We start from the raw sequence: 23,733 nt of genomic DNA on the forward strand, positions 1-23,733 counted from the left end.
AATCCCCTGTTTTATACCCTATTTCGGGGCCTGCCGTTTGGAACTTCGGGGCGAAACATCCTATATTCAGGGCAAGAAAAACCGTTGATTCGCTAGGGATCGGCGAGATTCTCTAAACACTGGAAAGACTTCAATACATGACCGATATCACCGAAAACGGCGGCAGCGCCGAATATGGCGCCGATAGCATCAAGGTTCTGAAGGGCCTCGATGCCGTGCGCAAGCGTCCCGGTATGTATATCGGTGATACGGATGACGGCTCCGGCCTGCATCACATGGTCTACGAAGTCGTCGACAACGCCATTGACGAAGCGCTGGCCGGCCATGCCGATATCGTCACGGTTACCCTTAATCCGGACGGCTCGGTGACGGTAACCGACAACGGCCGCGGTATCCCGACGGATATTCACAGCGGCGAAGGTGTTTCGGCGGCTGAAGTTATCATGACGCAGCTTCATGCCGGCGGTAAGTTCGACCAGAATTCCTACAAAGTGTCGGGCGGTCTGCACGGCGTCGGCGTCTCTGTTGTCAACGCGCTGTCCGTATGGCTCAAGCTCAAGATCCGCCGCCACGGCAAGATCCATGAGATGAGTTTCACCCATGGCGTTGCCGATGCTCCGCTGAAGGAGACAGGCGAGGCCGGAAGCTTAACCGGCACCGAAGTCAGCTTCATGCCGAGCGCCGAAACCTTCACGATGACGGAGTTCGATTACGGAACGCTCGAGCATCGCCTGCGCGAACTCGCCTTCCTGAATTCCGGTGTCCGCATTCTCCTGACCGACAAGCGTCATTCCGACGTCAGGCAGGAAGAGATGCTCTATGATGGCGGTCTCGAAGCCTTCGTTTCCTATCTCGACCGTGCCAAGAAGCCGCTCGTCCAGAAGCCGGTTTCGATCCGCAGCGAGAAGGACGGCATCACCGTCGAAGTGGCGATGTGGTGGAACGATAGCTACCACGAGAACGTGCTCTGCTTCACCAACAACATTCCCCAGCGCGATGGCGGCACGCATATGGCCGGCTTCCGCGCCGCTCTGACGCGCCAGATCACCTCCTATGCCGATACGTCCGGCATCACCAAGAAGGAAAAGGTCACGCTGACGGGTGACGACTGCCGCGAAGGTCTGACGGCTGTGCTGTCGGTCAAGGTTCCCGATCCGAAATTCTCCTCGCAGACCAAGGACAAGCTGGTTTCCTCCGAAGTCCGTCCGGTCGTCGAAAGCCTCGTCAACGAGGCGCTCGGCACCTGGCTCGAAGAGCATCCGTCCGACGCCAAGGTGCTGGTGGGCAAAGTCGTGGAAGCCGCCGCCGCCCGCGAAGCGGCCCGCAAGGCCCGCGAACTGACCCGCCGCAAGGGTGCGCTCGATATCGCCTCGCTGCCCGGCAAGCTTGCCGACTGCTCCGAGCGCGATCCCGCCAAGTCGGAAGTCTTCCTCGTCGAGGGTGACTCGGCAGGCGGTTCGGCCAAGCAGGGACGTTCGCGCGAAAACCAGGCCATCCTGCCGCTGCGCGGCAAGATTCTCAACGTCGAGCGCGCCCGTTTCGACAAGATGCTGTCGAGCCAGGAAATCGGCACGCTGATCACGGCGCTGGGCACCGGCATCGGCAAGGACGAGTTCAACGCCGACAAGCTGCGCTACCACAAGATCATCATCATGACGGACGCTGACGTCGACGGCGCCCACATTCGTACGCTGCTGCTCACCTTCTTCTTCCGCCAGATGCCTGACCTCATCGAGCGCGGTCATCTCTATATCGCCCAGCCACCGCTCTATAAGGTCTCGCGCGGCAAGTCGGTGCAGTATCTGAAGGACGAAAAGGCGCTGGAAGAATACCTGATCGCGCAGGGTCTCGACGACGCAAGCCTGCGGCTCGGCAGCGGTGAAGTCCGAGCCGGCCAGGATCTGCGCGAGGTCATTTTTGATGCATTGCGTCTGCGCACGCTGATCGACAATCTGCATTCGCGCTACAATCGCGATGTCGTCGAACAGGCCGCGATCGCTGGTGCCCTCAATGCGGAAGTGGTCAGCGATCAGGCGCGGGCTTCCGTTCTCGTGGATGATGTCGCCAAGCGGTTGGATCTTATCGCCGATGAAACCGAGCGTGGCTGGATCGGCAACCTCACGGAAGAAGGCGGCCTGCGCTTCGAGCGGATGGTGCGCGGCGTCAAGGAAGTCATGGTGCTCGACATGGCGCTCATCGGCTCGCAGGATGCGCGCATGATCGACCAGCTCGGCGCTCGTCTCAAGGAAACCTACATCGTCCCGCCGAAGCTGGTGCGTCGCGATGGCGAGACCGAGATTTCCGGTCCGCGCAAATTGCTGGAGACGATCTTCACCGCCGGCCGCAAGGGCCTGACCATGCAGCGTTACAAAGGTCTGGGCGAGATGAATGCCGAGCAGTTGTGGGAAACGACGCTGGATCCGAATGTGCGCTCGCTGTTGCAGGTTCGGGTCACCGATGCGAACGATGCCGACGGCCTGTTTGCCCGGCTTATGGGCGACGAAGTCGAGCCGCGTCGTGAGTTCATTCAGGACAACGCATTGAGCGTCGCCAATCTCGATATCTGATTGTTTCCATCAGACATAAAAAGGCCCGCCGAACGAATTCGGCGGGCCTTTTTCTTTGTCGTCAATTACTTGGCGATGAAGGTGCCGTTGAAGGCGACGTCCGAAATCGGCTTGCGCTGGCTCGGGACTTCGCGCTCGCGCAGCTTTTCCGGAAGCTGGTTCTTGTCACCGACCTTGCCGATCGCGACCGCTGCTTCAACGCGGAAACCTTCCGGAATGCCGAGAATTTCATAGGACTTTTCGACATGAATGCCGGTCATGCCGTGAGCCTGGTAGCCGGCTAGATGTGCCTGAACCGCGAGGAAGCCCCAGGCCGCGCCGGCATCGAAGGAGTGGCTGTAGCTGGGCTTCTGGTCGGCCGAGCCGAGCTCGCCGTTGTGCGTACGCGAAATCACGAACAGCAAGGCGGATGCGGATTTCACCCAACCCTGGTTGAACTCGACCAGAACGCTCAGGAACTTTTCCCATTGCTCGGAATCGCGCAAGGCATAGAGGAACCGCCAAGGTTGCAGGTTCGAAGCCGACGGCGCCCAATGGGCTGCTTCCAGGATAGTCAGCAGATCGGCTTCCGGCATCGCCTCGTTGGAGTAGGCGCGGGGAGACCAGCGATCGAGAAAGAGTTTGTCGATCGGATATTGCGATTCGCGGCTGTTGCTTGATGTCATGGGAGCTTCTTTCGTCAGGGAGGTTTGGCCCGCAATCTCCACTGGACGCGGCGTGCGGGCTGGCTAAGAATTCGGGGTGGGAACCTATACTTCGGTCGCGCCGGCAGTCCAGGTCACATCCAGCTCTTCACGGAACGCGAAGCGCTTGAGGTGATCGGCGACAACAGTCTGCATGCGTTCGAGATCTTCGGATTTTTCGACCGTCAGCGTCATAATGAGTGTATCGGGCTCGGCCGCCAGATCGAGAAAGTTTTCATCGCTGAAGGGCACCTTGCCTGCATTCGCATCGAATTCCACGCTGAAGCGGTGGCTCCAGTGTTTGCAGAGCTGCTGAAGATAGCGGCTGGCATGCTCGGTTTTCACGCGGGATACGGATGTCGCCATGGAATGCTCCGATAAAGCTGATCGCAATACGCGTCCTCATACATAGAGGTCTCCGCATACGCCAGGTAGACAGTCTGTTTCAAGTTTGCGTTATTCCAGTGAAATTCTGTTCCGCTATGCTGCTATCATCATGAAATAGGTGCGAGTGGAGACAGAGCCGTGCTGGTAGATGGAAAATGGACTGAAGACTGGCAGCCGGTCCAGGCCAAGGATGAAAAGGGTGGCTTCGTCCGCCAGACGTCGAGCTTCCGAAATTGGGTCACGCCGGATGGAGCGGCGGGTCCGACGGGGGACGGCGGTTTCAAGGCGGAGCCTGGTCGCTATCATCTCTATGTCGCGCTCATCTGCCCCTGGGCGTCGCGCACGCTGATCGGCCGCAAGCTCAAAGGTCTGGAAGACACCATTTCCGTGTCGATCGTTGAGCCGGCACTCTCCAAACAGGGCTGGCGCTTCGGGGACTATCCCGGCGCAACCGATGATCCGATAAACGGTGCCACCTACATGCACGAGATCTATACCAGGGCTGATCCGCATTTTACCGGCCGTGCGACTGTGCCTGTCCTTTGGGACAAGCAGGCCGGCACCATCGTCAACAACGAGTCTTCGGATATCCTGCGCATGCTGAACGACGGCTTCGGTGGTCTGGCACGCAACGATATCGACCTTTATCCCGCCGGCCGGCGCGAAGAAATCGATGCTTTCAATGCCCGCATCTATCCTGCGCTCAACAACGGCGTCTATCGCACCGGCTTCGCCACCACGCAGATCGCCTATGAAGAGGCGTTCAACGATGTCTTCGACTGCCTCGATCGCGTCGAAACGGAGCTGGAGGGGAAGACCTTCCTCTTTGCCGACCATCCCACGGAAAGCGATATCCGGTTGTTCGTCACGCTCGTGCGCTTCGATGTCGCCTATCACGGCCTGTTCAAATGCAATCAGCGCCGCGTGTCCGACTATGCCAATCTTCAGTCCTTCTGCCGCCGCATGTACGATTGGCCCGGGATTGCGGAAACGGTCAGCTTCGATCATATCAAGCGCGGCTACTACTCGATAGCGACGCTCAACCCTACGGGTATCGTGCCACTCGGGCCTGCTCTCGACGAGATTTTCTGATACTCGACCACATACCGAAACCGGTCTAAGGTCCGCCCTCGTTCGATATGGAAGGAAGGCCGTCATGGATTGGGAAGAATTCCGGCAGTGGTCGGAAAAGGCGGCAAACTGGGGCGCGGATTATCGCGCCTCACTTCGCGACAGGCCGGTCAGGGCACAGACGGCGCCCGGTGAAATATCCGCCCACATTGCCGACTCCCCGCCTTTAACAGGCGAAGCGATGGAGGATATCTTCAAGGATTTTGAGGATATCCTCGTTCCTGGCATGACGCATTGGCAGCATCCGCGCTTCTTTGCCTATTTCCCCGCCAATGCCGCTCCTGTCTCCGTCGTCGCTGAATATCTGGTCAGCGCCGTCGCGGCTCAATGCATGCTCTGGCAGACATCGCCTTCCGCCACGGAACTCGAAACGAAAGTCGTCGATTGGCTTCGCCAGGCGCTTGGCCTGCCGGACACGTTCACGGGTGTCATTCAAGACTCCGCCTCGACCGCCACCCTTGCCGCCGTCCTTGTCATGCGTGAGAAGGCGCTCGACTGGCAGGGCAATAAGTCCGGGCTTGCGGCCAACAAGGCGGTTCGCATCTACTCCAGCGATCAGGTGCACACCTCAATCGATCGTGCCATCTGGATATCAGGCGTCGGGCAGGAAAACCTGGTCCGCATTCCCACCATAGGGCCTAACAAGGGCATGGATCCGAAGGCGCTTGCGGCCGCAATCGAGCAGGATCGCGCCGCCGGCTTGTTGCCGGCCGGTGTTATCGCCTGTGTTGGTGGCACCAGTGTCGGAGCGTGCGACGATATTGCCGCTGTCATTGAGGTCGCGCATGCGCATGGGCTTTATGTGCATGTCGATGCCGCCTGGGCAGGCTCGGCAATGATTTGCCCGGAATTCCGCACGCTGTGGCAGGGCATCGAGCAGGCCGACTCCGTCGTCTTCAATCCGCACAAATGGCTGGGCGCGCAGTTCGATTGCTCCGTTCAGTTCGTGCGCGAGCCGGAGACGCTGGTGCGCACGCTTGCCATTCAGCCGGAATATCTGCGCACGCACGGCCATGACGGCATCATCAACTATTCGGAATGGTCGGTGCCGCTCGGCCGCCGTTTCCGCGCGCTGAAGCTTTGGTTCCTGTTGCGTTATCACGGCCTGGAAGGCCTGCGTGCGATGATCCGCAATCATGTCTCTTGGTCACAGAATCTGGCTAAGCGCCTTGCCGCCGAACCGGATTTCGAAATCGTCACCGAGCCTTTTCTGTCGCTCTTCTCGTTCGATCACAAGGCGCCCGTGGGTATCGATCAGGAAAGCCATACCCAGCGCCTGCTGAACGCGATCAACAATGACGGCCGCATCTATCTGACGCAGACCCGCGTCGGCGGCCGGCTGGTCATTCGCTTCCAGGCGGGTCAGTTTGAATCGACCGAGGCTGATGTCGATATCGCCTACGATGTTATCCTCGAAATTGCCCGATCGCTGACCGCGAACTAGGCTTTCCGAAATCGTTTGGTGACACTGGCGAATAATTCATTCATATATGGTGAAACCGATCTTATCTTTGAAAATGCAGGGAAGGAAAATCCATGAAACTGTTGCGTGTTGGTGAAGTCGGCAAGGAAAAGCCGGCGCTTCTAGATAGCGATGGCAAGATCCGTGATCTCTCCGCTCATGTCGCCGATATCGGCGGCGAGGCAATTTCGCCCGCAGGTCTCGCAAAGATCGCGGCTCTTGATCCGAAGAGCCTGCCGGAACTGGCAGAAGGCCGCCTCGGTTCCTGCGTTGCCGGCACCGGCAAGTTCATCTGCATCGGTCTGAATTTCTCCGACCACGCTGCAGAGACCGGCGCCACCGTGCCGCCGGAGCCGATCATCTTCATGAAGGCAAGCTCCGCCATCGTCGGCCCGAACGACAACGTGCTGATCCCGCGCGGCTCTGAAAAGACCGACTGGGAAGTCGAGCTCGGCGTCGTCATCGGCAAGACCGCGAAATATGTCAGCGAAGCCGATGCGCTCGATTATGTCGCCGGTTACTGCGTCTTGCACGACGTCTCCGAACGCGCCTTCCAGACCGAGCGCTCGGGACAGTGGACCAAGGGCAAGTCCTGCGACACCTTCGGTCCGATCGGCCCCTGGCTCGTCACCAAGGATGAGGTTGCCGACCCGCAGAACCTCGGCATGTGGCTCAAGGTCAACGGTCAGATGATGCAGAACGGCTCCACCAAGACCATGGTCTACGGCGTTGCCTTCCTCGTCTCCTATCTCAGCCAGTTCATGTCGCTGCATCCGGGCGACGTCATCTCCACCGGCACGCCTCCCGGCGTCGGCATGGGCATGAAGCCGCCGCAGTATCTGAAGCCGGGCGATGTCGTCGAACTCGGCATGGAAGGCCTCGGCACGCAGAAGCAGACCTTCCTCGCCGACGCATAAGGTGTAAGGCTCAGGAACTTTAACTTTTTGAGATCATTGTTGATGCCGGAGAATCGATTCTCCGGCATTTTTTATGCAGAGATACGTCGGCAGTTATGTTGCTCTGCAGCAAAAACTGCTAGGGTGGATAGTAAGAGCTTAAAGGATGAGGATCGCGCACGAGGAGCCGTGATCATCCTGCTGCACAGCGCGACAGGAGGAGCGCCCAGCAAAGCAGCGTTACGCAAGGCGCGTGCGCTTCCATGATCCAGGTGATTTGCGAGGCCGGCTGCCCGCATCACAAGAGGTAAAGCCCCCATGTTTTATCAGTTTTACGAACTCAACCACGCTGCTCTCGCCCCTTTTCGCGTTGCGGCAGATATGATGCGCCTGGCCTATGCCAATCCGCTCAATCCTTTGTCGCACACGGTATTCGGCCGCACGCTGACGGCAAGCCTTGAGGTTTTCGAGCGCACGACGAGACGCTATGGCAAGCCTGAGTTCGGCCTGCATCAGACGCAGATCGAAGGCAAATCCGTCTCCGTGCATGAAAAGATTGCCTGGAAGAAGCCCTTCTGCAATCTCATCCACTTCGAGCGCAGCCTTCCCGCCGGCCATGCCGCCGATCCGCGGATACTGATCGTCGCGCCGATGTCGGGCCATTACGCCACGCTGCTGCGCGGCACGGTGGAAGCCCTGCTGCCGGCTGCCGATGTCTATATTACCGATTGGATCGATGCCCGCATGGTGCCGATGACGGAAGGCACCTTCGATCTGGAAGACTATATCGATTATGTCGTCGAGATGCTGCATCACCTCGGGCCCGACACGCATGTCGTTGCCGTCTGTCAGCCCTCGGTGCCGGTTCTGGCTGCTGCTGCCGTCATGGAAGCGGCCGGTGATCCGCTAGTGCCCTCGTCGATGACGCTGATGGGCGGCCCCATCGATACCCGCATCAATCCGACCGCCGTCAATCAGCTCGCCAAGGACAAGCCCCTGGAATGGTTTGCCGATAATGTCGTCATGAACGTGCCCTGGCCGCAACCCGGCTTCATGCGACCGGTCTATCCCGGCTTCCTGCAGCTTTCCGGCTTCATGTCGATGAATCTCGACCGGCATATGATCGCGCACAAGGATTTCTTCGTGCATCTCGTCAAGAATGACGGCGAGCCGGCCGAGAAGCACCGCGACTTTTACGACGAGTATCTCGCCGTCATGGATCTGACGGCGGAATTCTATCTGCAGACGGTCGATCAGGTCTTCATCAAGCATGCCCTGCCCAGGGGTGAACTCATGCATCGCGGCCAGCGTGTCGACCCCTCGGCCATCCGCAACGTCGCGCTGCTCACCGTCGAGGGCGAGAACGACGATATCTCCGGCGTCGGGCAGACACATGCGGCGCAGACCATCTGCACCAATATCCCCGAGCACATGCGCATGCACTATCTCCAGCCGGATGTCGGCCACTACGGTGTGTTCAACGGCTCGCGTTTCCGTCGCGAGATCGCGCCGCGCATCCTGGCCTTCACACGCGAGCACGCCCGCGCCAGCCGGCCGGTGGTGAAGCGCGTCATCAAGGGCGGAAAATCTGCCTGACGCCGTCTGAGACACGGAGCCAACGGCAAGATGGCGTTCAAAAAAGACGCCATCTTCCCCCTCAGACCTCATTTCACACAAGCGCAAAATATTAGCTTTTGTTGAATTATCGGCACGGATTCAAGCACTTGTCCGATTTCATCAGAACATCCCATTGAAGCCTCACGAAGAGGTTACCATCTCGATTCCAGCGGTACCGCAGAGATCGGGCCGTTTGCCGCGCCGCGCGTCCTTGGAACGCGCTGAGATGCAGGTAGAGCTTTAAAAAACGCGCAGAAGCCTAACCATTGATCGGTATAGATCGCTGGGCGATGCGCCGTGCGAGGATACCTGAAAATGAACCAATCTGCATTGCTTCGACCGGATTGGACTCCGGCTACTATTGCCCTCATGGTGCTTGGCTTCGTGGTCTTCTGGCCGCTCGGTTTTGCCATGCTTGCTTATATTCTCTTCGGAGAACGTTTGCGGGAATTCAAACGGGATGTGAACGAAAGGACCGACGGCATGTTTGCTGGCTGCGGACGTTATCGCAATCGTCATCGCCATTCCTTCTCCGCGACCGGCAACGTCGCCTTCGACGACTGGCGCCGGGCAGAGCTTGAGCGCCTCGAACAGGAGCGCCGCAAGCTGGACGAAATGCGCGCCGATTTCGACGCTTACGCTCGCGAATTGCGCCGCGCCAAGGATCAGGAAGAGTTCGATCGCTTCATGCGCGAGCGCAACAGCGTCAAGCGCAACGACAATGGCGGCTCGCCGACCGAGTTCCAGACCCCGTAATCGGGCTGTGACGGCAGCCGCAAATCCAGCAAGAAACCGGCATCGTCAGGTGCCGGTTTTTCATAAGGCGAACGCGCAAGGCAAAAGGCACAGACCTGCGCTGAGGCTTCACGATAACGACACGCAAAAATCGCAGATCAAAGCGCCAGACGCGGCCTTGAAAGATTGCGACGCGCTTTGGCGAATCATATAAAACTTCCCCATGTTTCCGCTGCTTTCCAGATCCCGCAAATCGCCGCCCAGGCCACCCGCGCCGGAAACGCGCACTCTCGACATCGCCGGGCGGCTGATGCCGCTGACAATCCGCCAGCACGAACGCGCAACCCGCATCACCCTGAGGATCGAACCGGGCGGACGTTCGCTGAAAATGACCATTCCGCGTGGTCTTGCCGCCCGGGAAGTGAATGCTTTCCTCGACCGCCATCAGGGCTGGCTTTTGACCAAGCTTGCGAAATTCAGTGTCGATGGCAATCTTGGCAGCGGCAGCGAAATCCTGCTGCGCGGCGTGCGCCACCGCATCGAGCATACCGGCACGCTTCGCGGTCTCACAGAAACGGCTGTTGTCGACGGCCTGCCTGTACTGCGCGTCAGCGGCATGCCGGAACATACCGGGCGGCGCATTGCCACTTTTCTGAAGAAAGAGGCTCGTGCCGATCTGGAGAAACTTGTGGCCGTTCACGCCAGAGCGATCCGCGCCAGCTTCACCTCCATCACCATGAAGGATACCCGCAGCCGCTGGGGTTCCTGTTCATCGCAGGGAAATCTCAGTTTCTCCTGGCGCATCGTCATGGCGCCGCCGCTGGTCATCGATTATCTTGCTGCCCATGAGGTCGCGCATCTCAAGGAAATGAACCACGGCCCGCGCTTCTGGGCGCTCTGCCGCAAGCTCTGCCCCGACATGGACGAAGCCAAGGCCTGGCTCAAGCGCCACGGGAGTCAGCTGCACGCGATCGATTTCGATTGATCCGGTCAAACAGGGTGCGCTGCACTCAAAAATCCCGCCAACATCGCCTTTAGGCTCGACTCTTTCCAAATTTCGTGTCACTCCGCTGCCATGAGCCCCGATGTCAAAATTTGTGGTCTGAAGACGCCGGAAGCGGTGGATCGCGCTCTTGAGCGTGGCGCTACCCATATCGGTTTCATCTTCTTTGAAAAAAGCCCCCGCTATATCGAGCCCGATATCGCCGGCCAGCTGGCCGAGCGTGCTCGCGGCAAGGCGAAGATCGTCGCTGTCACGGTCAACCCCACCAATGACGATCTCGATGAGATCATGGCGCTGGTGAAGCCGGACATGCTGCAACTTCATGGCAACGAAAGCCCGGAGCGCGTGCTGACCATCAAGGCGGTCCACAACGTGCCGGTCATGAAGGCCATGTCTGTGCGCGAGGCCGATGATCTGAAGCGGGTCGAATCCTATATCGGTATTGCCGACCGCTTTTTGTTTGACGCCAAACCCCCGGCCGGCTCTGTGCTGCCAGGCGGAAACGGCGTATCCTTCGACTGGAGCCTGATGAGCTGGCTCGACGATCGCGTGGACTATATGCTGTCGGGCGGCGTCAACAAGGACAACGTCGCCAAGGCGCTGGCCTCCACCAAGGCCACCGGCATCGATCTTTCATCCGCGGTCGAAAGCGCGCCGGGTGTGAAGGATCTCGGTAAGATCGACCAATTTTTCGACGCTTTTGCAGAAGCATGTCTGCCGGAACCGGCAGCAGGGAGTAGAGAGTGAACCAGACGCCCAAACCCAATTCCTTCCGCTCCGGCCCCGATGAGGACGGCCGTTTCGGCATTTACGGCGGTCGTTTCGTAGCCGAAACGCTTATGCCGCTGATCCTGGATCTGCAGGAGGAATGGGCCAAGGCAAAGGATGATCCGGCTTTCCAGGCGGAGCTGAAATCTCTCGGCGCGCACTATATCGGCCGCCCGAGCCCGCTTTATTTCGCCGAGCGCCTGACGGCGGAGCTTGGCGGCGCAAAGATCTACTTCAAGCGCGAAGAGCTGAACCACACCGGCTCGCACAAGATCAACAACTGCATCGGCCAGATTCTGCTCGCCAAGCGCATGGGCAAGACCCGCATCATCGCTGAGACCGGTGCCGGCCAGCATGGCGTTGCCTCTGCGACGGTCGCCGCCCGCTTCGGTCTTCCATGTGTCGTCTACATGGGCGCGACCGACGTCGAGCGTCAGGCGCCGAACGTTTTCCGCATGAAGCTTCTCGGTGCCGAGGTTATCCCGGTGACGGCTGGCAGCGGCACGCTGAAGGATGCGATGAATGAAGCGCTCCGCGACTGGGTCACCAATGTCGAGGACACCTATTACCTGATCGGCACGGCCGCCGGCCCGCATCCCTATCCGGAAATGGTTAGGGATTTCCAGGCCGTGATCGGCACCGAAGCCCGAGCACAGATGTTGGAAGCCGAGGGCCGGCTGCCGGATCTCGTCGTTGCAGCCGTTGGCGGCGGTTCGAACGCCATCGGCATCTTCCATCCTTTCCTCGATGACGAAAGCGTCAAGATCGTCGGCGTCGAAGCCGGCGGCAAGGGCCTGGATGGCGAAGAGCATTGCGCCTCCATCACCGCCGGCTCGCCCGGCGTGCTGCACGGCAACCGCACTTATCTGCTGCAGGATGGCGACGGTCAGATCAAAGAGGGACATTCGATTTCGGCTGGTCTCGACTATCCCGGCATCGGACCGGAACACTCGTGGCTGAACGATATCGGCCGCGCCGAATATGTGCCGATCATGGACCATGAAGCCCTTGAAGCCTTCCAGACGCTGACGCGCCTCGAAGGCATCATCCCGGCGCTCGAGCCGAGCCATGCGCTGGCCGAAGTGATCAAGCGTGCCCCGAAAATGGGCAAGGACGAGATCATCCTGATGAACCTCTCCGGCCGTGGTGACAAGGACATCTTCACCGTCGGCAAGATTCTGGGAATGTGAGTTAGACGCCATGACCGCACGTATGGACAAACGCTTCGCCGCTTTGAAGGCTGAAGGCCGCCCCGCACTCGTCACCTATTTCATGGGCGGCGATCCCGATTACGAGACCTCGCTCGGCATCATGAAGGCGCTGCCGGAAGCCGGCGCCGACGTCATCGAACTCGGCATGCCCTTTTCCGACCCCATGGCCGACGGCCCGGCGATCCAACTTGCCGGCCAGCGCGCCCTGAAGGCCGGCCAGACGCTGAAGAAGACGCTGCAGCTCGCCGCCGATTTCCGTAAGGTCGATGCCGATACGCCGATCGTGATGATGGGCTACTACAATCCGATCTACATCTACGGCGTCGAAAAGTTCCTCGACGATGCTCTGGCCGCCGGCATCGACGGCCTGATCGTCGTCGATCTGCCGCCGGAAATGGATGACGAGCTTTGCATCCCGGCAATCCGCAAGGGCATCAACTTCATCCGCCTGGCAACGCCGACCACCGATAATAAGCGTCTGCCGACGGTTCTGAAGAACACGACGGGCTTCGTCTACTATGTGTCGATGAACGGCATCACCGGTTCGGCACTGCCGGATCCGTCGCTGGTCTCAGGCGCGGTAGAGCGTATCAAGCAGCACACCGAGCTGCCGGTCTGCGTCGGTTTCGGCGTCAAGACCGCCGAACATGCCAAGCTGATCGGCGCTTCGGCCGATGGCGTCGTTGTCGGCACCGCGATCGTCAATCAGATCGCCAACAGCCTGACGAAGGACGGCAAGGCAAGCGCCGATACCATCCAGGCTGTCGCCACTCTGGTGCGCGGCTTGTCGACAGGCACCCGTTCCGCCCGCCTTGTTGCCGCCGAATAGTTCCCCCATATAGGCCTTTCAGCAATCCCCTGCGGATTGAGGAAAAGGCCTATGTGCATTTGGTGACGATTGGGTTATCGATGAATTTGGTCGATTAGGAGTTTCGAATTGAACTGGATCACGAACTACGTCCGCCCGCGGATCAATTCCATGCTGGGCCGTCGCGAGGTTCCGGAGAATCTCTGGATCAAGTGCCCGGAAACGGGCGAGATGGTCTTTCACAAGGATCTGGAAGACAACAAGTGGGTCATTCCCGCATCTGGATTCCACATGAAAATGCCGGCCAAGGCCCGCCTTGCCGACCTCTTCGACAATGGTGACTATGAAGCCCTGCCGCAGCCGAAGGTGGCGCAGGACCCGCTGAAGTTCCGCGACTCGAAGAAATATACCGATCGCCTCAAGGACAGCCGTATCAAGACCGAGCAGGAAGACACGATCCTTGCCGGCGTCGGCAAGGTCCGTGGCGTCAAGCTCGTCGCAGTCGTCCACGAGTTCAATTTCATGGGCGGTTCGCTCGGCATCGCCGCCGGCGAAGCCATCGTCAAGGCGTTCGAGCGGGCGATTTCCGAAAAGTGCCCGCTGGTGATGTTCCCGGCCTCGGGTGGAGCGCGCATGCAGGAGGGCATTCTCTCGCTCATGCAGCTGCCGCGCACGACCGTTGCCGTCGACATGCTGAAGGAAGCGGGCCAGCCCTATATCGTCGTTCTCACCAACCCGACCACGGGCGGGGTCACGGCATCCTACGCCATGCTGGGCGACGTTCATCTCGCCGAGCCGGGCGCTGAAATCTGCTTTGCCGGCAAGCGCGTCATCGAGCAGACGATCCGTGAAAAGCTGCCGGAAGGCTTCCAGACCTCGGAATACCTGCTGGAGCACGGCATGGTCGACATGGTCGTCAAGCGCCACGATATTCCGGATACCCTTGCGACGCTTTTGAAGATCTTCACGAAGGCGCCGGCAAACGATGTTGTGTCCATCAAGAGCAAGAATGGTGCTGCGCTGGCGGTAGCGGCCAGCGCCTGATATCATCGATGGCCTGAAGGCGGAGGTGCGGGATGACGGCTATGGATCAATCCGCAATGAGCGAGGCGGCTCGGGAGATCGAGAAGCTTTTGGGGCTGCACCCCAAAGGTTTCGATCTCTCCCTGGAGAGAATCACCCGGCTGCTCGATATCCTCGGCAATCCCCATAAGAAGCTGCCGCCGGTGATCCATGTCGCCGGCACCAACGGCAAGGGCTCGGTCACGGCCTTCTGCCGTGCGCTGCTCGAGGCAGGCGGCTACAGCGTCCATGTCCACACCTCGCCGCATCTGGTCAATTGGCATGAGCGCTATCGCATGGGCGTCAAGGGCGGTCGCGGCAAGCTTGTCGACGATGCTGTTTTTGCCGATGTGCTGCGCCGGATCAGCGACGCCAATGCGGGCCAGCAGATCACCGTCTTCGAAATTCTGACGGCCGCGACCTTTCTTTTATTTGCCGAGCATCCGGCGGACGCCGCTGTCATCGAAGTCGGTCTCGGCGGTCGCTTCGATGCCACCAACGTCCTGTCGGATCCGGCCGTCTCGGTCATCATGCCGATCTCGCTCGACCACCAGGCCTATCTTGGCGATCGCGTCGAGCTCATTGCCGCCGAGAAGGCCGGCATCATGAAGCCCGGTCATCCGGTCGTGATCGGCCATCAGGAATATGATGCGGCGCTCGATGTGTTGATCTCGACGGCCGAGCGGCTTCGCTGCCCGACGGCTATCTTCGGTCAGGATTTCTCCGCCCACGAAGAGTACGGCAAGCTGGTCTACCAGGATGAGTTCGGTCTCGCCGATCTGCCGTTGCCGCGCCTGCCCGGCCGCCATCAATATGGCAATGCCGCTGCTGCTATCCGCGCGGTCAAGGCTGCCGGTTTCGTCGTGACGGAAGCGATGATGGAAAAGGCGATGACCTCGGTCGACTGGCCGGGACGCCTGCAGCGTTTGAATGAAGGCAATCTGATCCAGCATGCGCCCGATGGCGCGGAGATCTGGGTCGACGGCGGTCACAATCCCGGTGCTGGCGAAGTGATCGCCGAAGCCATGGCCAATTTCGAGGAGCGTCAGCCGCGCCCTTTGTTCCTGATCATCGGCATGATCAACACCAAGGATCCTGTCGGTTATTTCAAGGCCTTCGCCGGTCTTGCCGAGAAGGTCTATTGCGTGCCGATCCACGCCAGCGACGCGATGATCGATCCTGTTATCCTGGCGAATGCGGCTTATGACGCAGGTCTGGTGGCGGAGCCCATGTCCGATGTCGCACAGGCGCTGGAGGCCATCAAGGCCCTCGTGGTGCCGAATGCGCCCGGTCCGCGCATCCTGATCGGCGGCTCTCTTTATCTGGTCGGCGATGTACTTGCGGATAACGGCACGCCGCCGCAATAAGGCCTGTCGAACACAATAAAAAAGTCGAACGCAATAAAAAAAGCCCGGTCGAGCCGGGCTTTTTTATTCATTCAATCGATACTTGGATCAGGAAGCGCTGGAAATCCAGTTTTCCAAGGCGGTCTTGGGAGCAGCTCCAACCTTGATGTCGGCAACTTCACCAGCCTTGAACATCGCAAGCGTCGGAATGGAGCGAACGCCGAACTGGGCAGCCAGTTCCGGGTTTTCGTCGATGTTGAGCTTGGCGACCTTGACCTTGCCTTCAAACTTCACGGCCAGCTCTTCAAGAGCCGGAGCGATCATCTTGCACGGACCGCACCATTCTGCCCAGAAATCAACGACAACGGGCTCTGCGGACTGCAGGACTTCGCTTGCGAAGTTGGAGGTATCGACTTTTACGGTAGCCATAGGCTGCTCCTTTACCAGGATTTGCGGGTTGCTATCTATGTGAGGCGCCGGCGCCTGAATTTCAATGTCCGATATTTCACTTTGTCTGGAGCTCCGCAAGCGCGGATGCAAGCGTGCCCTCGGATAGCGTATAAATCGACGCGCCTTCGGTGTAGACGAGCAGGCAATCGATCGGCTTGCCAGGATAAAGCGGCGCCAGAATACCGCGATAAATGGCTAGCTGCGCTCTGTGCGCAAATGGAATTTCGAGCTCGCTGCGAGGCGGTATGCGGTTCGTCTTGTAATCGAGGATGATGACTCGGTCCTCGAGCACCGCCAGTCGGTCGATACGGCCGGAGACGGCATAGGATTGGCTGCCGAGCTTCAGCGTTCCCATGATCGAGACTTCGGCCTGCGCATGGCTGCTAAACGTGCCCTGCAAATCCGGATGAGCGAGGAGTGCCATCACGGAGTTGATCAACGCCTCACGCTCATCCTGCGGCCAGAAACGGGCGGCTCGCTCGGCATAGCGCCGCGCCGCATCCGCGCGCTCATCCGGCGCAATATCGGGCAGGGTTTGCAGCATGCGGTGAATGAAACGCCCCTTCTGCAGGGCACGGTCCGATTTCGCCTTTTCCCCAAAGAGCGCCGAGGTGACGAGAAGGTTGTCGGCCTCGTCATCGATGACGGTGCCGACGCCGGAGGGGCTCAATGGTCTCGGCAGGCTCTTTGTCGGCGGCAGCGGGCGGCTGAGACCGGCGGGCAGGCCGGCGCGCTCCGCCGGCTTTTCCGGCTCGCGCATGGTTTCGAATTCGCGTTGGACCTGCGCCACGCGCCAGCTGAGACCCTGCCAGTCACCATCGGCGCCGGTGAATGTCTTCAGCGTGCAATGTTCTTCGTCCCCGCGCAATGCCGTCGAAATCATCGAATGCCAGGTATCTGCATTTTCCCGGATGCCGCGATAGCCGCAGATGATCAGCCGGTCGGCGGCGCGCGTCATGCCGACATAGAGCAGGCGACGATATTCCTCTTCCGCCAGGGCCTGCAGCCGAGCCGTGTCCGCTTGTGTGAACGAGTTTACGAGCGCGGTAACCGGAACCCAGACCGGCAGCGGGATTTCTTCCCGGCCCGTTTCAATGAGCCGCATCTTCGGCAGATGCGTATGGGTAAAGGACTTGCCGCCGCCATCGACCAGGAAGACGATCGGCGCTTCCAGCCCTTTCGAGGCGTGCACCGTCATGATCCGCACTTCGTTGCGGCCTTTGTCCTGCTCGCGCTTGACCGTAGGCGCTTCGAGTTCCAGCGTCGAGATGAAGGATTGCAGGCCGGGCAGACCGCTGGTTTCGTGATCCAGCGTGAAGGTCAGGAATTCATCAAGAATGTCGCTGACCTCCGTGCCGAGCCGCGCGAGAAACTGCCGCCGGCCTCCGAAGCTGCCGAGCACGCGCGCGTAGAAATCATGCACGGCCAGTGTTTTGGACAAGGCTAGAAAGGTTCTCAGCCGTTCGACCACTTGGTGAAAGCGCTCGTGGCCATCCTTTGCAAACCGTTGCATATGGCTCCAGGCGCTTTCCTCGTCATCACGATAGGCGGCAACGGCAAAAACATCCTCCTCGTTGAGGTCGAACAGGGGGCTTTTCATGACCGCACAGAGTGAGAGGTCGTCTTCCGGCAGCAGCAGGAAGCGCCCGAGTGCGAGGAGATCCTGAATGGCGATATGGCTTGTCAGCACCAACCGGTCGGCACCGGCGACGGGAATGTTGCCGCGCCGCTTCAAAGCGCGTGTCAGCGCGTTGACGAAGCTGTCGCGCTTGCGCACCAGCACGAGAATGTCGCCCGCCTCGATGACGCGAGCTTTACCCTTCTCGATGATCGTTTCCCGGCCGACGAGGTTGCCGATCGTCTGGGCCATCCGTCGTGCCAGTATGGCGGGCGGCGCGCTTTCCGGCGTCGAATCGAAGGGTGCCGTCCAGTCTTCTTCCTTGGCGGCCGGCTCCGGCGCGATCATCTCCCAAAGATCTACGGTGCCCGGATGGCCGATACGGCTGGAGCGGTGGACCACCGGTTCGCCAACGGCACTGAGCCCCCGCGCATTATCCGGGCTGGTAAAAACATGATCGACGGCGCCGAGGACATCGGCGGTCGAGCGAAAGGAGAGGGGGAGGCGGATCGATGAGAACTGTTGGCCGCTGGCCGCCACACGCCTTCGCGTCCTGTCACTTTCCTCGGAAAAGCGCTCGGGACGCGCGCCCTGGAATGAGTAGATCGATTGCTTCTCGTCACCGACGGCAAAAATGGTGCGCAGCGTTGGCCGCGCGCTGTCACCCGAGAAGAAGTCCTCCGCAAGCGACTGGATGACGCTCCACTGGATTGGGCTGGTATCCTGCGCTTCATCCACCAGAATATGGTCGATGCCCTGATCCAGCTTGTAGTGGATCCACGGGCCGACATCCTTCTTGGTCAGAAGATCGGCCGTGCGTGTAATGAGATCTTCGAAATCGAGCTGGCTGCGCCTCTTTTTCAGCTCCTCGTAGTCGCGGTTCAGGCGATCGGCGAGAATAAGCGCAGCACGCGTCGCCTGATACATCCGCATCAGCTTCAGCCGATCGCGGCAGGCAACGACATGGGCACGCGCTTCCGCCACAGCATCAGCGAGTGCGGGAGCATCCAGCAGCATTGCCTTGGCGACGATGCGACTGTCCGCCTTTGGCTCGCCTTTTGCCGTCAGCATGGCCTTTTCGATGATGCCGACCCGGGCGATCGGGTCTGCCTCACGTTTGGCGAGCCGCAGTGCGTAGGCAACCTCCTGAGCGTAGGTCCCGCCTTTCTGGTCGGCGAGCGTAAGATAAAGCTCCAGAGTCGCGCCGGAGAGACCGGGCAGAGGCCAAAATTGCCCTGCGATGCCGGCTTCCGTGTCGTCGGCCGATAGGCCGAGGCGCGCCAGCAGGGCCGCGTCGAAACCACCTTTTCGCTCTGCTGCTTCGGTGAAACGGCGAATGGCGTTGCGATTCGCGACAATATCGCCGAGCAGCGTCTCGAGGCCCGATTCGTCGCCGAGATCCAGCACATAGGTGAAGGCTTGCGCCAGTTCGGCATCGCCATGCGGCGTGGCGGAAGAAAGCAGCGCCCGTCTTGCATCGTCGAGCAGGGTTGCCGCAGCGCGATCGTCCAGCACCGAGAAATGCCCGGCGACGTTAGCTTCGAGTGGAAACTGATGCAGCAGTGCTTCGCAGAAGGCGTGGATCGTCTGGATCTTCAAGCCACCTGGCGTTTCCAGGGCCTTGGCAAACAGCCGGCGTGCTTCGGCAAGCTTGAAAAGGTCTGGCTCCCTGCCTTCGATGTCGCCGATGCGCGTTCTCAATTCCTCGTCCGGCATCGTCGCCCACGCGGCCAACCGGTCGAAGACGCGGTTCGACATTTCGGAAGCCGCAGCCTTGGTATAGGTGAGGCAGAGGATGGCCGAAGGCCGTGCACCGGCCAATAGCAGTCGGATGACGCGCTGTGTCAGCACATGCGTCTTGCCGGAGCCGGCATTGGCCGAAACCCAGGCCGAGCGCTCCGGGTCGGAGGCGATCGATTGCTGGATGGTCGTCCAGCTGATCCAGACGCCGGGATCATCGCTTTCCGGCAGGATGGCGATGTCGTCGGCTGAAGATTCACTCATCGCCGCCGCCTTCCTGCTCGGTCTCGGCCGTCGACCATTCGGAAACGCGCGCGAGATGATCGTAATCGCCGCCGTATTCGAATTGCTGGGCAGGAATCAACCGCGAGGAAAAGCCCTTTTCGCCTGTCTGCAGCAGCGAAACGAACTTGACCAGCTGGTCCATCGACTCCTGAGCGAGATCCATAGCCGACTTCGTTTCCGTCTTGCCGCCGCGGGTCGAATGCTCGTTGTTGACGGTCTCGGCCTTGAAGCGATCACCCGGTCGCAGCCGGACATAAAGGAGGTTTTCCGGCAGCAATGCACCGATATTGCGAAAGGCGCCCTGTTTCAGCGCATAGGCTTCCAGTGCCAGCTGCGGATCGAGCAGCGCGCGGGCCTGCGGCGGCGAGGGGTTGGAGCCGGTCTTGTAGTCGATGATGTCGGCAGCCTTGTCGTTCTTGATGTCGATGCGGTCGGCAACGCCGGTCAACCTGATGCCGATCGGCTCGATCTCGACGCCGGCCGGCACCTCCGTCGCCGTCTGGCGGACCTCCGGTCGTCGCTCGGCTTCCCAGCCAAGGAAGGCGCGCGCCACCTCGCGGAAACGCGGCCGCCAGACGCTGTCGATGTGATCGGGCAGCTGCTGAGCATCGAAAAGCTCGGCGATGATGCGATCCATGGCCAGCGCTGCGTCCGGTGTGCCCGCAACATGTCCTTCACGGACGAAACGATCGATGATCTTGTGGTAGAGCGTGCCGCGTTCTGCCGGTCCGGGATCACGGTTGAATGGATCGACCGGGTCGAGCCGCAGCACACGTCGTGCATAGATCGCATAGGGGTCTCTGCGCAGTCGTCCCACTTCGCTGAAGGAATAGCTTTTCGGCTGCAGTTCGGCCGGCGGCCGCGGTGCCGGTCGCAGGGCTGGAGCCTGATTGTCACCCTCATCGATCATTCCGGCCCAATGACGATACTGATCGCCGCGGGCTTTCATCGCCGCTTCAAGTTCATCGCCGCCAAGCGCGATGAGCCGCTGCAGCCAGCGCGAAGCGACCGTCGGCGTCGAGCCCTGGCGCAATGCGCGCGAGTAGATGAGGTCACGCGTGCCATTGGCCATCTCGAAGTCGTGTGCGAGTTGGCCAATGCGCCGCTCCGGCGGTTCAAGGCCGATCTCGGTCTTCATCGAGCGGGAAATGAAGGGATTGTTGGCGGTCTGGCCCGGCCAAGAGCCCTCGTTCAATGCGCCGAGTATCAGCGTATCCACGCTCTGCAGGCGCGCCTCGAGCGTACCGAAGATGAAAAGCCGGGGGTGGCTGAGTGCCTTCGGTTTGACCGCCTGGCCGACACAAAGCGCCGCCATGACATCTATCCACTGCGGCCCATCCGCTTCCAGCTGGCCGTCGGTATCGATGACGTCCTTCAGCAGACTGGCAAGCGTGTCGCCCGCCTCGCCGGACCAGAGTGCTGCCAGGTCTCCGCGCTCGTCCACGGCAACGGCTTCCAGCGCTCGACCTGTACGCTCAGCCCATTCGGAAAGCGTGGGAAGCCCTTCCGCCGTTTGCAACGATAGCGCCGCGATCAGCGGCTCGCACGCTTTGGTGACCTGTTGCGCCAGCCTGCGCGCATGCTCAACCGCTTCCGGTGCAAGTGACTTGCGCCATTGCGGCGCGTGCCGATCACTTGCCTGTTCGGCCAGCCTGATGTCGAGCAGTGTTTCCAGCGTGGCTATATCGATTTCGGCGACACCGCCTCTGAGCGCCAGGATTTCCAGTGCATCGACTCCCGGCAGCCGCGTTTCGGGCGGCAAGCCGAAGCAGGCAAGCGGATGTTTGAGCAGGGAGACCACGGCGACAGGATCGCCTGGCCGCAGCGCCGCTTCCAGCAGCAACTGCAGAAGCGTGCCTTGCGGCATGGCCGAAAGCGGCGTGCCGGCCGAATCGTCGGCGGTGATGCCGAAGCGGACAAGTTCGGCAGTCACGCGCCGTGCCAGATTGCGGTCAGGCGTGATCAGGGCTGCCTGGCTTTCGCCGCCAAAACGTCCCGGCTTCTCAAGCGCCAGACGCAACGCGATCGCGATCGCGGTCGCTTCCTCACGTTCATTCGATGCCTCGATAAGCGAAACCTCGGCAAAGGCGTCGGTAATCGCCTCGGGAGGCAGCGCCTTGCGCCAATGTCCCCAGCCGCTCGTGGCTTTGGCGGGTGCCAATGCGCGAGACAGGATTTGCGCCCGCATTTGCATCGCCTCCGCCGCCTCGTCCACGGTCTCGACATCGCGTCGGGTGACGCGCAGGCGCTTCAGAAGCAGCGAAAGACCATATTGCGGGTGGCTGCGCGTGGTGGGATCCGATCTCTCACCGATCGCCGTTTCCGGCGCCACTAGCTGCCAATCCTCGTCCGGCATCGACAGATCGAGACCAGGCAGCACGATGACCCCTTGCGGCAGCGCGGCGACGGCCGCGATCAGTTCCGCCGTTGCCGGTACGGAGCCGGTCGATCCGGCGATAATCACCGGGCCTGGATGCTGCATGGCGGCAATTCTTTGGGCTTCGGCGCGAAGCACGGCATTGCGGTTGCGCGCCGGCGAGGATTTGCCGAGCTCTTCCAGTCGTGCCGGCCAGAAGGCGCTGGCGATCGCCAGGAATTCCGCCGTCAGTTGCCACCAGAGCGCATGTTCCTCGGCGCTGAGATTGGCGAGTTCGTTCCACTCGCGGTCCTCGGTCTCGAGCGAATCAATCAACTCCGCAAGATTGCGCGCCAGCCATATGGCATCGGCCGGGCTGGCGGGCGCCACGAGCGGAGAATCGGAATGGATGTCACGCACGATCTGCGGCAGCTTGTTGCGCCAGGCAAGGATCAGCCGCGCCAGCTCCAGAAGCCGTGCGGTGTTGGCAAGAGGCTGCGCCAGATCGGCCGCTTCAGGCAGGGCCTCCTCGAAATAGCCGCTGTCATCATCGGTTTCGCCGAGCGGACGAATGACCGGGAGAATGGCGGCGCGACCGCCAAGAAGATCGACGAACTCCGAGCGCAGAACGCGAACAGCGCGGCGCGTCGGCAGAAAGATGCTGACTTTGGTGAGCGACAGCGGATCATCCGGGTCATGACGGAAATGTTCGGTCAGCCGGCCGTCGCACAAGGCGACCGCGAGAGTCTTCAAAAAGGGCAGGCCTGCCGGGATCGTCAGGATGCGTTGCCGGTGCCCGCCTGTCATGGGGTCACGCAAGCGCCCGGAAATTCCGGATCGCTTCCTCAGCCTCGCCGATCGCCTCCGGCGTTCCCACGGTCAGCCAATGGCCGTCGAGCATCGTGCCATAGAGCCGGCCGTGCGCGATGGCCTTGTCGAAGTAGATGTTGATGTTGAACGCGTCATCCGGCGCATCATCAAGGAATGACGGGTGCATTGCGATGGCGCCCGCATAGACGACGCCGCTGTGCCCGACATCGCGGTAACGGGCAAGCCCTCCGCCCTCTGCCATGCTGAAGTCGTTCTTGCCGTTATGACCGGTGGTCCGGTCCAGCTCCACGCACAGCATCGCCATATCCATGCGCTGTGCGTCGTAGAATCCGGCTAAGCGATCAAGGTTGCTGGGATGACCAGGCTCTTCGCCGATCCAGAAGAGATCGGCGTTCATGACGAAAACCGGATCGCGGCTCAACAGCTTGAAGCCCTTGACGAGGCCGCCGCCATTGTTCATCAGCGCATCACGTTCGTCGGAGATCAGGATTTCGAGACCTCGATAATTGCGCAAATGCGTTTCCATCTGGTCGGCGTGATGGTGAACGTTGACCACGGCTCGCTCGACGCCTGCCTGCACCAGAGCATCCAGCGTATAGTCGATCATCGGCTTGCCGGCGATCGTCACCAGCGGCTTTGGAATGGTGTCGGTGATCGGCCGCATGCGGGTTCCAAGCCCCGCCGCCAATATCATGGCTTGCTTGATGCTCATTTCGTCTCGAACTTTCGATTCGTGTCTGCTTTCCTTAGCACAAGGCTGGAAAGCCGTCGCCCGGT

At 60.5% G+C, this 23,733-nt stretch carries 18 protein-coding genes; 12 read left to right on the forward strand and 6 right to left on the reverse strand.

Features of this window, described 5'->3' with window-relative positions:
* The first annotated feature begins 137 nt into the window (after positions 1 to 137).
* Entirely contained in the window at positions 138 to 2,567 is a 2,430-nt protein-coding gene (gene gyrB / locus HGP17_RS30620; protein WP_168815230.1) for a DNA topoisomerase (ATP-hydrolyzing) subunit B, read from the forward strand.
* A gap of 65 nt (positions 2,568 to 2,632) precedes the next feature.
* On the opposite strand, the gene HGP17_RS30625 is transcribed toward gyrB, so the two are convergent.
* Both HGP17_RS30625 and HGP17_RS30630 read right to left on the reverse strand, forming a co-directional pair.
* Positions 2,633 to 3,232 carry a nitroreductase family protein gene (locus HGP17_RS30625; RefSeq protein WP_168815232.1) on the reverse strand — a complete coding sequence of 200 codons (600 nt, stop codon included), beginning with the start codon at positions 3,230 to 3,232 and terminating at the stop codon, positions 2,633 to 2,635.
* An 84-nt stretch (positions 3,233 to 3,316) separates the two neighbouring features.
* The gene (locus tag HGP17_RS30630) at positions 3,317 to 3,616 is read right to left on the reverse strand and encodes a DUF2218 domain-containing protein (RefSeq protein WP_168815234.1); all 300 of its coding nucleotides are present in this window, start codon (positions 3,614 to 3,616) and stop codon (positions 3,317 to 3,319) included.
* A gap of 159 nt (positions 3,617 to 3,775) precedes the next feature.
* On the opposite strand from HGP17_RS30630, the gene HGP17_RS30635 reads away from it, so the two are divergent.
* The 11 genes from HGP17_RS30635 (at position 3,776) to HGP17_RS30685 (ending at position 15,697) form a co-directional block, all read left to right on the forward strand.
* Positions 3,776 to 4,729 (forward strand): glutathione S-transferase family protein, encoded by a 954-nt coding sequence (locus HGP17_RS30635; RefSeq protein ID WP_168815236.1) that lies wholly within the window; start codon positions 3,776 to 3,778, stop codon positions 4,727 to 4,729.
* A 64-nt stretch (positions 4,730 to 4,793) separates the two neighbouring features.
* Positions 4,794 to 6,212 carry a pyridoxal-dependent decarboxylase gene (locus HGP17_RS30640; protein WP_168815238.1) on the forward strand — a complete coding sequence of 473 codons (1,419 nt, stop codon included), beginning with the start codon at positions 4,794 to 4,796 and terminating at the stop codon, positions 6,210 to 6,212.
* Positions 6,213 to 6,304: 92 nt separating this feature from the next.
* On the forward strand, positions 6,305 to 7,147 hold the full coding sequence (locus HGP17_RS30645; protein ID WP_168815240.1) for a fumarylacetoacetate hydrolase family protein: 843 nt from the start codon (positions 6,305 to 6,307) through the stop codon (positions 7,145 to 7,147).
* 297 nt (positions 7,148 to 7,444) lie between these two features.
* Positions 7,445 to 8,722, forward strand: coding sequence for a polyhydroxyalkanoate depolymerase (phaZ, locus tag HGP17_RS30650; protein ID WP_168815242.1), 1,278 nt, complete (start codon positions 7,445 to 7,447; stop codon positions 8,720 to 8,722).
* Between the two features lie 336 nt (positions 8,723 to 9,058).
* Positions 9,059 to 9,499, forward strand: coding sequence for a DUF2852 domain-containing protein (locus HGP17_RS30655; RefSeq protein ID WP_168815244.1), 441 nt, complete (start codon positions 9,059 to 9,061; stop codon positions 9,497 to 9,499).
* A 202-nt stretch (positions 9,500 to 9,701) separates the two neighbouring features.
* On the forward strand, positions 9,702 to 10,463 hold the full coding sequence (locus tag HGP17_RS30660; RefSeq protein WP_168815246.1) for a SprT family zinc-dependent metalloprotease: 762 nt from the start codon (positions 9,702 to 9,704) through the stop codon (positions 10,461 to 10,463).
* Between the two features lie 90 nt (positions 10,464 to 10,553).
* Positions 10,554 to 11,228: a phosphoribosylanthranilate isomerase gene (locus HGP17_RS30665; RefSeq protein ID WP_168815248.1), complete on the forward strand. Its 675-nt coding sequence runs from the start codon at positions 10,554 to 10,556 to the stop codon at positions 11,226 to 11,228.
* Positions 11,225 to 12,439: a tryptophan synthase subunit beta gene (trpB, locus tag HGP17_RS30670; RefSeq protein WP_168815250.1), complete on the forward strand. Its 1,215-nt coding sequence runs from the start codon at positions 11,225 to 11,227 to the stop codon at positions 12,437 to 12,439. The genes HGP17_RS30665 and trpB overlap by 4 nt, the downstream gene beginning before the upstream one ends.
* Positions 12,440 to 12,449: 10 nt before the next feature.
* Positions 12,450 to 13,289 carry a tryptophan synthase subunit alpha gene (trpA, locus tag HGP17_RS30675; protein WP_168815252.1) on the forward strand — a complete coding sequence of 280 codons (840 nt, stop codon included), beginning with the start codon at positions 12,450 to 12,452 and terminating at the stop codon, positions 13,287 to 13,289.
* A 108-nt stretch (positions 13,290 to 13,397) separates the two neighbouring features.
* Positions 13,398 to 14,312 carry an acetyl-CoA carboxylase, carboxyltransferase subunit beta gene (gene accD / locus HGP17_RS30680; RefSeq protein ID WP_168815254.1) on the forward strand — a complete coding sequence of 305 codons (915 nt, stop codon included), beginning with the start codon at positions 13,398 to 13,400 and terminating at the stop codon, positions 14,310 to 14,312.
* A 56-nt stretch (positions 14,313 to 14,368) separates the two neighbouring features.
* Complete coding sequence (locus tag HGP17_RS30685; protein ID WP_168815335.1) at positions 14,369 to 15,697, forward strand: folylpolyglutamate synthase/dihydrofolate synthase family protein; 1,329 nt, start codon at positions 14,369 to 14,371, stop codon at positions 15,695 to 15,697.
* 87 nt (positions 15,698 to 15,784) lie between these two features.
* Here the strand turns inward: HGP17_RS30685 and trxA are convergent, their stop codons facing one another.
* The 4 genes from trxA to HGP17_RS30705 form a co-directional block, all read right to left on the reverse strand.
* On the reverse strand, positions 15,785 to 16,105 hold the full coding sequence (gene trxA, locus HGP17_RS30690; protein WP_168815256.1) for a thioredoxin: 321 nt from the start codon (positions 16,103 to 16,105) through the stop codon (positions 15,785 to 15,787).
* Between the two features lie 76 nt (positions 16,106 to 16,181).
* Positions 16,182 to 19,748 carry a double-strand break repair helicase AddA gene (addA, locus tag HGP17_RS30695; RefSeq protein WP_168815258.1) on the reverse strand — a complete coding sequence of 1,189 codons (3,567 nt, stop codon included), beginning with the start codon at positions 19,746 to 19,748 and terminating at the stop codon, positions 16,182 to 16,184.
* Entirely contained in the window at positions 19,741 to 22,932 is a 3,192-nt protein-coding gene (addB, locus tag HGP17_RS30700) for a double-strand break repair protein AddB (protein WP_168815260.1), read from the reverse strand. Before addB ends, addA begins: the two co-directional genes overlap by 8 nt.
* Before the next feature lie 4 nt (positions 22,933 to 22,936).
* Positions 22,937 to 23,668 carry a nucleotidyltransferase family protein gene (locus HGP17_RS30705; protein ID WP_168815262.1) on the reverse strand — a complete coding sequence of 244 codons (732 nt, stop codon included), beginning with the start codon at positions 23,666 to 23,668 and terminating at the stop codon, positions 22,937 to 22,939.
* Between the last annotated feature and the right edge of the window lie 65 nt (positions 23,669 to 23,733).

It is taken from the genome of Rhizobium sp. P38BS-XIX (assembly GCF_012641435.1).
Taxonomy (GTDB): domain Bacteria; phylum Pseudomonadota; class Alphaproteobacteria; order Rhizobiales; family Rhizobiaceae; genus Rhizobium.